Raw genomic sequence first — 12891 nt, 5'->3', positions numbered from 1 at the left:
TTTCGCGGTGCGGCGAATCGGCGTACGGATGGAACTCCGGTCTCCACCCACAGGTGGAGACTCAGTACTCGCCGCCCATCGCCTCGGTGAGCCGGTCCGGGGTCAGGCCGAGCTCGAACAGCAGCTTCGAGTCGGCCGGGTCGTCGAGGTCGAGCCGGTCGGGGATGCGGTCCACAAGGGACCGGGCGTGGTCGGGTCCGTAGACGCGGCGCAGGACGTTGACGGCGTGCGCCTTCGTGATGACAGCCATGACCCTATGACCGCGCCCCGGCCTCGTCCGTGACGGCCAGCCCGCCGATCCGGCCGGCCAGCTGGGCCCGGGAGGTCACCTCGAGCTTGGGGAAGATGCGGTAAAGGTGGGAGCCCACGGTGCGGGGTGACAGGAACATCCGCTGCCCGATCTCACGGTTGGACAGCCCGTCGGCGGCGAACCGCGCGATCTCCAGCTCCTGCGCCGACAGGATCCCGGCCCCCGGCACGCCGCTGGCCGCGCGCAGTTCCCGTCCGGCCCGCCGGGCCCAGGTCGTGGCGCCGAGCACCTCGAAGGTGTGCCGGGCCGACTCGAGGGGCAGCCGCGACTCGTTCACCCGCCGCTGGCGGCGCAGCCAGGACCCGTACTCCAGGTCGATCCGCGCGGCCAGCCACGGCGACGAGGCCGCCTGCCGTGCCTGCGCGAAGGAGCGTTCGTCGCCGTCGAGGAGTGCGCGAACATAAAGGTCCGGGAGCTGCGGCATGCTGTCCCGCTTGCCGCAGCGCAGGGCCGCCTCGGCGAGGTGCCCGGCGGCGTCGGCCGGTCGCGGGCCGTCCATCAAGGGCGACAACATGGTGTACGCCTCGGCGTAGCGCTCGGAACTCAACAGCGCCACGCCGCGGGCGAACCGGACGGCGGTCGCGGCCAGCGGCCCGCCCATGACCTCGGCCTCGGCGGCGTGCCGCCCCGAGCTCTCCCCGTCGCCGTGGACGGCTTCGACCAGCGCGATGGTCGCGGTGGCGCAGACACGCCAGGCCGGCTGCCCGGTGCGCTCGGCCAGCACCCGGCACTCGGTGGCGGCCGACGCCGCGGCCGCCCAGTCGCCGACCGCGACGGCCGCCTCGGCCCGCAGCCCCAGAACGTGCACGAGCAGCCCGAGCCGCCCACTCCGCCGCAGGGTCGACGCCTCGGCACTCAGCAGATCGCCGGCCCGCACCACCTCCCCCCGCGCCAGAGCGGTAAGCCCGAGGACCGCCTCCATCCGACCGCCACCGCCGGCCCGGCCACCGGCCGTCCGGTCGGCCACCGCTCGCACGGCCGCCGCCCGCGGATCGCCGTCCACGCCGTCGAGCGCCGCCAGCACCGACCGCAACGGCTCGGCGGCCGTGCCGTCCCACGTGATCAGGGACAGCCCGGCCGCCGTGACCAGCGTGTCGAGCGCGGCGCCGGTCGCGCCCTCCGCGGCCAGCCCGGCCGCCGCCAGCGTCAGCTCGGCCACCGCGCCGTGCGGCCGCACCGCGAAACGCGCCCGCAGCGCCCGCACCCGCGCGTCCTGCACGACGCCGTGGTCGAGCAGACCCTCGGCCCGTTCCGCCCAGCCGTGCGCGAACGCGCGCTCGATCTCGTCCATCCGCTCACCGCCGGCCGGCGGCCGGCCCGCCCAGCGGAGCACCTTGCGGCGCCGCCGCCGGCGCTCCCGCTCCATCTCGATGATCGTGCTCATGGAGTGAAGCTAGAACCGTCCAGTACAGGACTAGTGACCATCGAGTGACACGCTCAGCCGCCCGTGATCGACCAGTGCCACGGCTCCGACGGCAGGTTCACGAAGCCGTACTCGTCCGCGTGTGCCTGCAACCACTTGAACGCCGGGCTCTTCGAGGTGAGGGTCTTCCCGCCCGACGTGATGTCGATGGCCAGGCCGATCTCGTGAAGCGAGCGCCCCGGGACGGCCGTGGGCACGCGGCACGACGAGGAGGGCGCCGTGTAGACGTCCGGGCAGCCATTGATCTTGCGAAGCTCGATCTGGCGCTGCTTCGTGCGGAAACCGCCACCCGAGATGCTGATGCCGGCCTTCTTCGCGTCGTCCACCATGCGCCGGTAGGCGTACGAGACGCTGTAGTGAATGGTCGTTCCGTAGACGACGACCGTGTCGGCCGTGGTGAACGCCGGCCGGATCGCCGTCACCACGCTCTTGCTCACCGCCGCCGCCTGGCTCGCCAACTCGGCCGGCGTCTTCAGGGCCGCGATCTTCTGCTGGGTCGCCACGACCGCCGCTGAGGCCGACTTCACCGAGTTGGTGGCCGTGGTCACCGCTGACGTCGCCGCCGCCGAGGAGGACCGGGCGGTGGTCAGGGCCGTCGCCGCGTCACGCGCTTGGGTGGTACGCAGCGTGAGCGTCTTCTGAGCGTTCGTGACCCCGCTCTTCGCGCTGGTGACCGCGGCCTTGTTGCGCGGCTTCACCTTCGACAGCTTCTTCTTGGCCGCCGCGACCGCCGCCTTGGCCGCCGTGACGCGGTCCTTGGCCGCCTTGTCGGCGCTCGTGGCCGTGGTGACCTGCTTCTGGGCCACGGCCAGGGCGGCCGTCGCCTTGGTGACCTCCACGGTGCGGGTGGTCACGGTCGTGCGCTGGGTGGCGAGGGTCTGGCGCAGCTGTACGCCGGTGGCGGTCACGGTGAGGCTGCGGTACATCAGGCTGGTCCAACTCTGGGCGGCCGCCGGGACGGCGGCTTCCGCGGGAGCCTGCATTCCGGTGGTGGCGAGAGCGGCAGCGACGATCGCGGTGGTGACGGACCGTCGGGCTCGGGATCGGGTTTCCTGTCGTTTCGTCACCCGGCGAGGATGTTTCCGCTAGGGTGCAGCCCCCGGCCGATCCCGGGTGCAAACGAGGTGTCACGGCACGAGCACGACCACCTTGCCGCTCACCTTGTTGTCCTCGACGTCGCGGTGGACGTCGCGGATCCGCTCGAACGGATAGACCGTGACCGGCCCCAGATCGAGGGTGCCGGCCGCGATCCGGTCGAGGCTGTCCTGGAGCACGGCCGGCGGCAGCGAGGTGGCGTCGCCGCTGTAGCCGGTGAGCCGCACGCCGCTCGGGATGTAGCCGGTCGGGTAGAACTCGGGAACGATCCACTGGTTCGACAGCATTCCGGCGAAACACACGGTGCCGTGCACGCGGGTGGCCGCGAGCGTGTCCGGCAGCGTCGGCGTGCCGACCAGTTCGAGGGCCGCGTCGACCCCGTCCGGAAAGAGGGCGCGGACCCGCGGCGCGATCCGCCCGTCGTCGAGCAGCGGGTGGTCGGCGGTCAGCTCGGCCAGGCGGCCCGGCTGGCGCGTGGTGGCCAGGACGGTCGCGCCCATGCTCCTGGCCAGCGCCGCCGTGGCGTACCCCAGGGCCGATGTTCCGCCCCGGATGAGCAGGGTCTGACCAGGGCGAAGATCAAGACCGACGGTCAGTGAGCCGTACGCGGTCTGCAGCGTCTCCGGCACGGCGCCCAAGGTCTCCCACGGTAGTGAGGAGTGGAACGGGATCACCTGCCGTCGCGGCACCACCGTGTACTCGGCGTAGCCGCCGTCGAAGCTGCGGCCCATGCCGCCCATCATGGCCACCACCTGCTGCCCGGGCGTGAGGTCGGTGCCGGGCGCCTCGTCGACCACGCCGACGGCCTCGATGCCCGGGACGATCGGGAAGCGCGCGTTCTCCGCGTAGCCCAGGCGCAGATGCAGCTCGGATCGGTTGACGCCGAAGGCCTTGACGCGCAGGCGCACCTCGCCGGGCCCCGGCGTGGGCAGCGGCAGATCGCGGATCTCGAGGTTCTCCACCGGTCCGGGGCCGGTCAGGACGATTGCTCTCATGGCTCATAGTTTCCACGGAATTAGATTCCATGGAAACTAATTTGCTAAGATGTGCGGCGTGACACAGCGAGTGCAATGGGCCCACGACCTCGTACGCCTGGAGATCGTCCTCTGGGACCACCTGGACGCCCGCCTCAAGCAGGCGCACGGCCTGTCCCTGGCCGGCTTCGAGACCCTGTGGGTCCTCAAGGACCGCGAGATGGCCCGCGTCGGCGACCTGGCCCGCGAGCTGCGCATCACCATGGGCGGCGCCAGCAAACTGGCCGACCGCGTCCGCGCCACCGGCCTCATCGAGCGCACGGCCGACCCCGGGGACCGCCGCGCCACCCAGATCGCCCTGACCGCCGAGGGCCGCGAGATGCTGGCCGCCGCCACCGCGACGTACGACGCGGCGGTGGCCGAACTCCTCGACGGCGTGGTCGGCGACGACGAGCTCAGCGTGACCCACGACGTCATCGGCCGGATCCTCGGCTCCGCTCGCTAACCTTGCCGCCGTGAACACGAACACCACCGCCGACCGGGCCGCGCGGGCCTGGCTCGACGTGCACGGCGCCCTGGCCGCCACCCAGCCCGGCGGCTATCTGCACCTCTCCCCGCACGGCACCGCCGAGCTGGTCACCGGCACCCAGATCCCGGTCCTCAACGGCGTCGTCGGCATCACCCGCGCCCCCGACGCCGGCGAGATCGCCGACGTCGCGACGTCCTCGCGCTTCGCGGGTCTCCCCTGGTCCTTGCGCGTACGAGGTGAGGACGTCGACGACCGCATCGCCGCCGTGGCCGCCGCACACGGCCTGGAGCTCCGCCGCCGGCAGCCCTTCATGCTCCGCGAGCTGACCGCCGCCGACGCCGACGCCGCGCCCGTCACCGCCGCCGTCGCGCCCGTCACCGCCAACGCCGCCCCTGCCGTCGGCGCCGCGCCTGCCGTCGGCGCCGCGCCCGCCGCCGTCGCCCGCCGCGTCACGGGCGCCGAGAGCGCCGCCTACCAGCGCGCCCTGGCCGCCGGTTTCGACGCCCCGCTGGACGGCATGGCCATCTTCGCCCACCCCCGGCTGCTCGACCACCCATCGATGGCCGCCTACCTGATCGAGGCCGGCGGCGAGCCGGTGGCCACCGCGTTCGCCGCCCACTCGGACGACCTGGTCGGCGTCTTCAACATCGCGGTCCTGCCACCTTTCCGCCGCCGCGGCTACGGCCGGGCCGCCACCGCCGCCGTGCTCGGCGACGCCTACGCCAAAGGCGCCCGCACGGCTTTCCTGCACTCCACGACCGCCGGCCGCCCCCTCTACGACAGCATGGGCTTCCACCTGGCCGAGAACTGGACCGTCTTCGCCTGAGATCTAGGTCTGTTTCATCACTGAGGCGGGGCTGCGGCGTGGCCCAGCGATGAAACAGACCTAGTCACGCAGAGTCTGCGACGGGGATTCGCCGTAGCGGGCGCGGTACTCCGCGCTGAACCGGCCCAGGTGGGCGAAACCGCACCGATGGGCCACGGCGGCCACTGTCACCTCGCCGTACGAGGCCTGTCTGAGGATCTCATGGGCCCGGCCCAGCCGGACCTCACGCACGTACGTCATGGGAGTCATGCCCAGATGCCGGCGGAAACCGTCCTGAAGTGAACGGACGCTCACATGGCCGACGGCGGCCAGCTCGGCCACCGTGAAGGCGCGCTCGGGACGCTCCCGGACCGCGTCGGTGACCCGCCGGATCGCGCGCGGCGGCGTCGGCGGCGGTGGCTGGTCGAGGTCGTCGCGGAAGTTGTGGGGCAGGCACAGCAGCATGCCGTCGACGAGGGCGTAGCGGAGGCGCTCGGCGATGAGCGGATGGTCGAGCAGGCTGTTCTTCGCCGCGCACTCGTCGCGGAACAGCCGCACCATGCGGCACCAGCTCGCCGCCGGTCCGCGGGTGATGTCGAGGGCCGGTGGCAGCTCGATGCGGTGGGTCACCGTACGGCCGAGCATCGCCGACAGCTCCGCGTGCAGCGCCTCCTCGTCGACGATGACCGCGACCGGCCGGAAGTCCGGCCCGTGCCGGAACGTCACGTCGCGGCCGGGCCCGATGACCGCGGCGCAGTGCTGGTCGACGCCGACGTCGTCGTGGTTGTGCCGCACGCCGGCGCGGCCGCCGGTCGCGATCGTCACCTGATAGCCCGCGATGCTCTCGACCGCCGTGGTCAGCGGCATCGTGAACGAATAGCTCCCGGTCAGCAGCGCGCCCACCCGGGACACGTCGAGCTCGAGCCGGAACGGGAACCCGCCCGGGGTGTCCAGCTTGAGCCCCGACGGCGCGAAGAACCGGGCCAGCTCCTGCCGCGCGTGATCCATGTCGGAACTGGCGAGCCGCCACCGCGATAAGCCGTCCACTCTTCTTACATAGCCCGAACATCGGCCGGCCGCCCGCGCGGGCACAATGGGCCGGTGACCGACAAGGGGCTGGTGCTGGTCGTCGAGGACGAGCGCCCGATCGCCGACCTCGTGCGCCTCTACCTGGCCCGCGACGGCTTCGGCGTGCACGTGGCGCATGACGGAGAGGCAGGGCTTGCCGCCGTACGGAAACTCCGGCCGGTCGCCTGCGTTCTCGACATCGCGCTGCCCGGCCTGGAGGGCACCGAGATCTGCCGGCGTATGCGCGAGGACGGCGACTGGACCCCGGTGGTCTTCCTGACCGCCCGCGACGACGAGGTCGACCGCATCCTGGGCCTGGAGCTGGGCGGCGACGACTATCTGACCAAGCCGTTCAGCCCCCGCGAGCTGGTCGCCCGCGTCCGGGCCCTGCTGCGCCGAGCCGCCGGCCCCGGCGACGGCGACCGGGTGCGGACGCTGGGCCCGGTGTCGCTCGACCCCGCACGCCGCCGGGCCACGGTCGAGGAGCGCCCGCTCACCTTGACCGCCACCGAGTTCGACCTGCTCGCGCACCTGTTGCGCCGCCCCGGCCGCGTGTTCACGCGCGAGGAGCTGCTGGCCGCCGTCTGGGGATACGCGTCGCACGCTCAGACACGCACGGTGGACGTTCACGTCGCCCAGCTGCGAGCCAAACTGGCCGGCGCCGCCGCCATAATCCACACCGTCCGCGGAGTCGGCTACACCGCCACCGACGCGGCCTCCGGCGCGGATGCTTAGGACCTTCGCCGGGCGGGCGGTTCTCGTCACGGCGGCCACGGCCGTCGTCTCGGTCATCGTCACGGCGTTGGTGGCACTACCGATTGCCGTGAGGTCCGCCAACAACGCCGCGCGGGCGGATCTGTCGGAGAAGTCGGCCCTGGCGGTCGAGCTGCTCGCCAGCGAGCGGGCCGCCGCCCGCACGCGGATCGTGAACCGGCTGCGCGACGACGGCATCGCGGTCTACCTGATCCGCCGGGGCGCGGCCGACCGGCCCGGCCTGCCGGCCCGGGTCGTGCAGCGCATCGCGGCCGGCGAGGACGTCGACACCAACGGCATCGTCGGCGATCAGGCGGTGCTCATCTCCGGGCGCCCGCTGGCCGGGAACGACGCCGGTGTGGTCCTGACCCGCAAGGCCGGCTCCGGCACGGCGGCGCGGGTGCTCGGCGGCGTGTGGATCGCGCTGCTGGCCGGTCTGGCCGGTGGCGTGGTCGCGGGCGCTTTGCTGGCCCACTTCATCGCCCGCCCGCTGAGGCAGGCCGCGCTGGCCGCCAAGCAGCTGTCGGCCGGCGACCGTTCGGTGCGGCTGCCCGTCCGTCCACCGGCCGAGGCGGCCGAACTCGCCACCGCCCTCAACCAGCTCGGCGCCGCCCTCCAGCGCAGCGAGGGCCGCGAACGCGAGTTCCTGCTGTCGGTCTCCCACGAGCTGCGCACCCCGCTGGCCACGATCCGCGGCTACGCCGAGGCCCTCGCCGACGGCGTCATAGCCGCCCCGCCCGGCGAACCGGCCGGCGAGGGCGTGGTCACCGGGGCGAGTGCCGGGCGGATCATGCTGGCCGAGGCGGATCGGCTCGAACGGCTCATCTCCGACCTTCTGGTGCTCTCCCGTCTGGAGGCGGCCGATCTGCCCGTACGGATGGTGGCCGTTGATCTGTCCGACCTCGTCGGCTCGGCGGCGGAAGCCTGGGGGCCCCGTTGCGGCCCGGACGGTCCCCGGCTGACCGCCGAGATCCCGGAGCGGCCCGTCATGGTCACCACCGATCCGGGGCGGCTCCGGCAGGTCATCGACGGACTCGGGGAGAACGCCCTGCGTGTGCTTCCGGCCGGCGCTCCCCTCGTTCTCGCCGTTCGCGCCGGGGAGCACGGCGGCGTCGTGGAGGTCCGCGACGGCGGGCCCGGCTTCACCGATGACGACCTCGCCGTCGCCTTCCAGCGGGGCGCCCTCCAGCAGCGCTACCGCCACGAGCGCAAGACCGGCAGCGGCCTCGGTCTCGCCCTGGCCGCCCGCCTCGTCGAGCGCCTCGGCGGCACCATCGAGGCGGCCCACGCCCCCGAGGGTGGCGCCATGTTCCGGATCACGCTGCCGTTCGCCTGAGCGGTGAATTCGCATGAGCCGGCACGGTCATGCATTCACGCATGTGGACTCTTCGATGAACGGCCTTAATCTCCGGGCATGTCATCCGTCCTGTATCGGGCTCTTGTCGCCACCACCGTGGCCGTGCTCGTGACCGCCGCCGCCCCGGCCCCGGCCGTGGCCGTTCTTCCCACGCTCACGGTCGGTGCCACCACTTCCGCCGCCGACGTCGTCGGCAGTGGGAACACCTGCGCCGGCTTCCTCGACGAACGAACGCATCTGGGCGATCTCGGGATCCGGCGCGTCTTCGCGTCGGCCGGTCAATTGCCGCCGTCCGACGCTGTCAACTGCCACACGACGTACGGCGCGACTCTCTGGTTTTCCTTCAAGACCTCATGTACGCCGGTGACCGTGGCCGCCGGCAGCTGCGACACCGAGATCCAGAACATCGCGGCCGCCATGCCGGCCGGCAGTTTCCTCACCTATTTCCACGAACCCGAGGACGACATGACCGGCACGCAGTTCGTGGCCGCCTTCTCCCGGGTCTACGTGGTCGCCAAGGCCGTCAACACGTCGATTTCCGTCGTGCCGATCCACATGTCGTATCAGTGGCGGCCGGGCTCGCCCGGCGTGACCAACAACGGCACCGGCGGGGACCGGGAGATCCAGGACTGGATCGTGGCGCCGCTCTACGCCGACGCCTACGGTTTCGACCTCTACTGGCAGGCCAGCACCCGCGGCAGCGAGCCCGACAACCCGGTCAGCGTCGGCAACGATCCGCGCATGCTGCGCTGGTACAACGCCTTTTCCGGGCTCGGCCGCCCGCTCACGCTGCCCGAGTGGGGCATCGACGACGACCAGGGGGTACGGGCCTCCCGCGGCCCCGCGATCCGGGCCTCCCGGGCCTGGCTGGCCGCCCGCGACTTCCGCGTCATCGCCTACTGGCAGATGGACAACTGGTATCTCGGCGCGACCTCGGTCCCGGCCGGCGGTTATCTCGACCCGGACGGTGTCGCCGCCTATCAGGAACTCGTGCCCTGACCGGAGAAAACGTACGGCGGCCCGCTGAAACCAGTCGGGCCGCCGTACGAAAATCAGACGTACGAAATCAGAAGATCAGAGCGGGCGGATGTTCGACGCCTGCAGGCCCTTCTGACCCTGGGTGACCTCGAACTCCACGCGCTGGTTCTCGTCGAGGCTGCGGTAACCGCTGGTCGCGATCGCCGAGAAATGCGCGAAGAGGTCGGCGCCGCCGTCATCGGGGGTGATGAAGCCGAAACCCTTGTCGCCGTTGAACCACTTCACGGTGCCGGTAGCCATGTCTGCTCCTTCGCAGGCTGTAGGGGCCGCACTGTGCGGACCCTGACGCCGCCGCGTTGATCACCCGCGCCTGAACAGACACGAAAAACGAAAAAGCGCCCGCGGGTCTCAGATAACCCATCAGGCGCCGAAAACGTCTACGGAAATCAAAACTGCAACTCAGCCAAGGTAGCACAACGGCCGGGGCCTTACACAACCCGAACATTTCCCTGACGCGGGGCACGCGTGCCGGCGGCAGAGTCGGCGCCATGAGACGCATGAAGATGACCGTGCTCGGCCTGGCCGGCATGCTCGCGCTGGCCGGTTGTGCGGCTCCGGCCGCGGGGGCGGACACGGCCGCCGAGACGCAGGCACTGACGGCCGTCAGCCTCGACAGCCCGGAGCCGTCCGCGAGCGCCGGGGAGGCCAAGGCCGAGGCCTCGAAGGAGGGACGGGCCAAGCACAAGCGGCCCTATCTGCGGAAGAACACGCTGCACGGCGAGATCGTCGTGCAGGGCAAGGACGGCCCCCGGACGATCGTCGTCCAGCGCGGCACCGTCACCGCCACCGGCGACGACTCGGTCAGCGTGAAGTCCACCGACGGTTTCACACAGACCTGGACCACGGGCGAGAAGGTCACCGTCCGGGGCGAGCTGAAGACCGGCGCCGAGGTCGGGGTGGCCGGCCGTAAGGAGGGCGGCAAGACCATCGCCCGTCTGGTGATCGTCAAGAAGAAGTAGCGGTGCCGAGAGTGCTCTCCCGCGCGATCAGCCGGTGCTCGGCCCGCAACTCGACGCCGGGCACCGGTGACGGGCTGGCGATGCGCTTGACGAGGCGGTCGACGGCCATCTGCGCGATCGCCTTCTTGTCGGGCTGGATCGTGCTGATCGTGGGGCTGCTGTAGCGCCCGTCCTCGATGTCGTCGTAGCCGATGATCGCCACGTCCTCAGGCACCCGCAGACCGCGCTGGTGCAGGGTGTGCAGTGCCCCCGAGGCGACCAGGTCGCTGTAGCAGAACACCGCGTCCGGCGGGTCCGCCCGATCGAGCAGGGCCGCCATCGCCGTGGCCCCGTCGACCCGGTTGAAGCGGGCCGTGCTGACGATGAGCGACTCGTCCACCGGCCGGCCGTGCGCCGCGTGCGCGGCCCGGAAGCCCTGCGTGCGCAGCTGCGCCGCCTCGCCGGTCGGGTACGGCTGGTCGCCGATGGCCGCGATCCGGCGCCGGCCGATGGAGAACAGGTGGTTCACCGCGTCCGTCGAGGCGGCCACGTCGTCGATGCCCACGTGGTCGAACGTGCCGTCCGACGAGCGTTCGCCCAGCACGACCAGGGGAAGGTCCGGATCCCGTACGGCCAGATCTTCTTGCGAGAGGCCCAGCGGGCTGAAGATCATGCCGTCGAACAGGAAGCGGCGCGAGCCCCGCCCGATCAGCTCGTGCTCATGCTCGCGGTCGCCGTCGGTCTGGTCGACCAGCACGTTGTAGCCGAGTTTGCGGGCGGCCGGGATGATGCCCTGGAGCAGCTCGGCGAAGTACGGGGTGTCCAGATAGGGCACGACCACGACGATCTGCCCCGAGCGGCCGGTGGCCAGGTTGCGCGCGAGCACGTTGGGCCGATAACCGAGCTGGGCGATGGCCCGCTCCACCTTCTCGCGGGTCGCGTCGGTCACCCGGGCGTAGCCGTTCACCACGTTCGACACCGTGCGCGGCGAGACGCCGGCCAGCTCCGCGACATCACGGAGCGTAGTTTCCCGCATGGGCCCCCCTTGAATTCGCACGAGAATATTTCCGGCAGGTTGCCTCTTGCCAGAGCCGAACGGCCGGGGCATAGTCCTTTGCAGCGCTGCAAAGCGCAATCTACATCACACCAACCCCCACGAGTGGTGTACTCCCCCGCCATTCGGCTCCAGATCCATAGATCGCGCCGACGTGACAGTCGGTGATGTCGGCGCGCCCGTGTACAGGAGGCCGGACCATGCGATTCATGACAAAAGCCGCGGTGAGCCTTGCCCTGATCACCTCGATGGCCGCGTGTGGCGGCGGCGATGATCAAGAAGCCACGGCCGCCAAGCCCACGAACTGCACGAACAAGATCGTCAACGAGGCCGCGCCCCGGGTCCTCGTCTGGGCCTGGTACCCGAACATGGCCAAGGTCGTCGACAACTTCAACAACCAGCACACCGACGTCCAGGTCTGCTGGACCAACGCCGGGCAGGGCCAGCCCGAGTACGAGAAGTTCCAGACCGCCATCTCGGCCAAGAAGGGCGCGCCCGACGTCATCATGCTCGAGGCCGACCAGCTCGTCGGCTTCGAGATCCAGGACGCCCTGGTCGACCTCGTGCCGTACGGCGCCAACGACGTCAAGAAGAACTTCAGCGAGGGCGCCTGGAAGGACGTCTCGCAGGGCGACAAGGTCTTCGCGGCGCCGGTCGACGGCGGGCCCATGGCGCTGATCTACCGCACCGACATCTTCGACAAGTACAAGATCAAACCCCCGAAGACCTGGGCCGAGTACGCCGAGTCGGCGGCCAAGGTCAAGGCGGCCGGCGGGCCCGTCTTCGGCGACTTCGGCAGCAACGTGCCGGCCGTGACCACCGCCCTGATGATCCAGAAGGGCGCCCAGCCGTTCGTCTACGACCTGTCGGACAAGCAGAACATCACCGTCAAGCTCGACGACCAGGCGACCAAGGACGTACTGAACTTCTGGGGCGACCTGTCCAAGAAGGGCCTGGTCGGCAAGGAGGACCAGTTCACCACCGACTACATCGCGGGCATGGTCGGCGGTAAGTACGCCACCTACGTCTCGGCCGCCTGGGCCCCCGGCTATCTGACCGGCGCCGGCGTCGGCAACGGCAAGGAGAAGGGCAAGTTCGCGGTCGCCCCGCTGCCGCAGTGGGACACGGCCAGCCCGGTGAGCGTCAACTGGGGTGGCTCGGCCTTCGCGGTCACCAGCCAGGCCGCCGACAAGGCGAACGCGGCCAAGGTCGCCCTCGGCCTCTACGCCGACGAGGCCTCGCTGACCGACGGCTGGAAGACCCAGACGATCTTCCCGCTCAACCAGAGCGTGCTGACCTCGGACGAGTTCGTGAACGCGAAGGTCGACTTCTTCAACGGCCAGACCGCCAACAAGGACATCTACATCCCGGCCGAGAACGCGTACAAGGGCGCCACCTACAGCCCCTTCACGGTCTACTACTACGCGCAGCTCCAGGCGCAGATCGTGAAGATCAACGAGGGCAAGACGACGGGCGACCAGGCCGCCACCGACCTGCACAACCAGATCGTCCAGTACGCGAAGACCCAGGGCTTCACGGTGAAGTAG

14 protein-coding genes are annotated in these 12891 nt (G+C 71.0%); 7 read left to right on the top strand and 7 right to left on the bottom strand.

The window, feature by feature from the left end:
- Positions 1 to 61 precede the first annotated feature (61 nt).
- From ACQP2X_RS18380 to ACQP2X_RS18365, 4 genes are read right to left on the bottom strand one after another with little or no spacing between them, the layout of a single operon-like run.
- Positions 62 to 250: a hypothetical protein gene (locus ACQP2X_RS18380; protein ID WP_498698540.1), complete on the bottom strand. Its 189-nt coding sequence runs from the start codon at positions 248 to 250 to the stop codon at positions 62 to 64.
- 4 nt (positions 251 to 254) lie between these two features.
- The gene (locus ACQP2X_RS18375; protein ID WP_498698538.1) at positions 255 to 1694 is read right to left on the bottom strand and encodes a LuxR C-terminal-related transcriptional regulator; all 1440 of its coding nucleotides are present in this window, start codon (positions 1692 to 1694) and stop codon (positions 255 to 257) included.
- Between the two features lie 53 nt (positions 1695 to 1747).
- On the bottom strand, positions 1748 to 2800 hold the full coding sequence (locus tag ACQP2X_RS18370; RefSeq protein ID WP_498698537.1) for a M15 family metallopeptidase: 1053 nt from the start codon (positions 2798 to 2800) through the stop codon (positions 1748 to 1750).
- Between the two features lie 60 nt (positions 2801 to 2860).
- Complete coding sequence (locus ACQP2X_RS18365; protein ID WP_498698535.1) at positions 2861 to 3823, bottom strand: alcohol dehydrogenase catalytic domain-containing protein; 963 nt, start codon at positions 3821 to 3823, stop codon at positions 2861 to 2863.
- A 58-nt stretch (positions 3824 to 3881) separates the two neighbouring features.
- Between ACQP2X_RS18365 and ACQP2X_RS18360 the strand changes: the two genes are divergently transcribed.
- Both ACQP2X_RS18360 and ACQP2X_RS18355 read left to right on the top strand, forming a co-directional pair.
- A complete protein-coding gene (locus tag ACQP2X_RS18360; protein ID WP_498698533.1) occupies positions 3882 to 4307 on the top strand; it encodes a MarR family winged helix-turn-helix transcriptional regulator in 426 nt (141 codons plus the stop codon).
- Positions 4308 to 4317: 10 nt separating this feature from the next.
- Complete coding sequence (locus ACQP2X_RS18355; RefSeq protein WP_498698530.1) at positions 4318 to 5157, top strand: GNAT family N-acetyltransferase; 840 nt, start codon at positions 4318 to 4320, stop codon at positions 5155 to 5157.
- A gap of 60 nt (positions 5158 to 5217) precedes the next feature.
- Here the strand turns inward: ACQP2X_RS18355 and ACQP2X_RS18350 are convergent, their stop codons facing one another.
- Positions 5218 to 6144 carry a helix-turn-helix transcriptional regulator gene (locus tag ACQP2X_RS18350; RefSeq protein ID WP_498698525.1) on the bottom strand — a complete coding sequence of 309 codons (927 nt, stop codon included), beginning with the start codon at positions 6142 to 6144 and terminating at the stop codon, positions 5218 to 5220.
- A gap of 93 nt (positions 6145 to 6237) precedes the next feature.
- Here ACQP2X_RS18350 and ACQP2X_RS18345 point away from each other — a divergent pair, with 93 nt between their 5' ends.
- From ACQP2X_RS18345 to ACQP2X_RS18335, 3 genes are all read left to right on the top strand, one after another.
- The gene (locus tag ACQP2X_RS18345; protein WP_498698524.1) at positions 6238 to 6939 is read left to right on the top strand and encodes a response regulator transcription factor; all 702 of its coding nucleotides are present in this window, start codon (positions 6238 to 6240) and stop codon (positions 6937 to 6939) included.
- Positions 6932 to 8293, top strand: coding sequence for a HAMP domain-containing sensor histidine kinase (locus ACQP2X_RS18340; RefSeq protein ID WP_498698523.1), 1362 nt, complete (start codon positions 6932 to 6934; stop codon positions 8291 to 8293). Before ACQP2X_RS18345 ends, ACQP2X_RS18340 begins: the two co-directional genes overlap by 8 nt.
- Positions 8294 to 8371: 78 nt before the next feature.
- The gene (locus tag ACQP2X_RS18335) at positions 8372 to 9313 is read left to right on the top strand and encodes a hypothetical protein (protein ID WP_498698521.1); all 942 of its coding nucleotides are present in this window, start codon (positions 8372 to 8374) and stop codon (positions 9311 to 9313) included.
- 75 nt (positions 9314 to 9388) lie between these two features.
- On the opposite strand, the gene ACQP2X_RS18330 is transcribed toward ACQP2X_RS18335, so the two are convergent.
- Positions 9389 to 9592: a cold-shock protein gene (locus ACQP2X_RS18330; protein ID WP_097326823.1), complete on the bottom strand. Its 204-nt coding sequence runs from the start codon at positions 9590 to 9592 to the stop codon at positions 9389 to 9391.
- A 248-nt stretch (positions 9593 to 9840) separates the two neighbouring features.
- Between ACQP2X_RS18330 and ACQP2X_RS18325 the strand changes: the two genes are divergently transcribed.
- The gene (locus tag ACQP2X_RS18325) at positions 9841 to 10311 is read left to right on the top strand and encodes a hypothetical protein (protein ID WP_498698519.1); all 471 of its coding nucleotides are present in this window, start codon (positions 9841 to 9843) and stop codon (positions 10309 to 10311) included.
- On the opposite strand, the gene ACQP2X_RS18320 is transcribed toward ACQP2X_RS18325, so the two are convergent.
- A complete protein-coding gene (locus ACQP2X_RS18320) occupies positions 10298 to 11326 on the bottom strand; it encodes a LacI family DNA-binding transcriptional regulator (protein ID WP_498698517.1) in 1029 nt (342 codons plus the stop codon). The genes ACQP2X_RS18325 and ACQP2X_RS18320 overlap by 14 nt on opposite strands.
- Before the next feature lie 227 nt (positions 11327 to 11553).
- Here ACQP2X_RS18320 and ACQP2X_RS18315 point away from each other — a divergent pair, with 227 nt between their 5' ends.
- On the top strand, positions 11554 to 12891 hold the full coding sequence (locus tag ACQP2X_RS18315) for an ABC transporter substrate-binding protein (protein WP_498698514.1): 1338 nt from the start codon (positions 11554 to 11556) through the stop codon (positions 12889 to 12891).

Origin of the sequence: Actinoplanes sp. CA-131856 (genome assembly GCF_050956135.1) — a bacterium.
Taxonomy (GTDB): domain Bacteria; phylum Actinomycetota; class Actinomycetes; order Mycobacteriales; family Micromonosporaceae; genus Actinoplanes.
The sequence above is the reverse complement of the archived record's forward strand: the minus strand, read 5'-3'. Positions and strand labels throughout refer to the sequence as shown.

Coding starts and splice junctions, on each gene's coding strand:
- ACQP2X_RS18380 (WP_498698540.1), bottom strand. CDS start 250: ATGGCTGTCATCACGAAGGCGCACGCCGTCAACGTCCTGCGCCGCGTC.
- ACQP2X_RS18350 (WP_498698525.1), bottom strand. CDS start 6,144: ATGGATCACGCGCGGCAGGAGCTGGCCCGGTTCTTCGCGCCGTCGGGG.
- ACQP2X_RS18365 (WP_498698535.1), bottom strand. CDS start 3,823: ATGAGAGCAATCGTCCTGACCGGCCCCGGACCGGTGGAGAACCTCGAG.
- ACQP2X_RS18375 (WP_498698538.1), bottom strand. CDS start 1,694: ATGAGCACGATCATCGAGATGGAGCGGGAGCGCCGGCGGCGGCGCCGC.
- ACQP2X_RS18325 (WP_498698519.1), top strand. CDS start 9,841: ATGAGACGCATGAAGATGACCGTGCTCGGCCTGGCCGGCATGCTCGCG.
- ACQP2X_RS18330 (WP_097326823.1), bottom strand. CDS start 9,592: ATGGCTACCGGCACCGTGAAGTGGTTCAACGGCGACAAGGGTTTCGGC.
- ACQP2X_RS18340 (WP_498698523.1), top strand. CDS start 6,932: ATGCTTAGGACCTTCGCCGGGCGGGCGGTTCTCGTCACGGCGGCCACG.
- ACQP2X_RS18335 (WP_498698521.1), top strand. CDS start 8,372: ATGTCATCCGTCCTGTATCGGGCTCTTGTCGCCACCACCGTGGCCGTG.
- ACQP2X_RS18315 (WP_498698514.1), top strand. CDS start 11,554: ATGACAAAAGCCGCGGTGAGCCTTGCCCTGATCACCTCGATGGCCGCG.
- ACQP2X_RS18320 (WP_498698517.1), bottom strand. CDS start 11,326: ATGCGGGAAACTACGCTCCGTGATGTCGCGGAGCTGGCCGGCGTCTCG.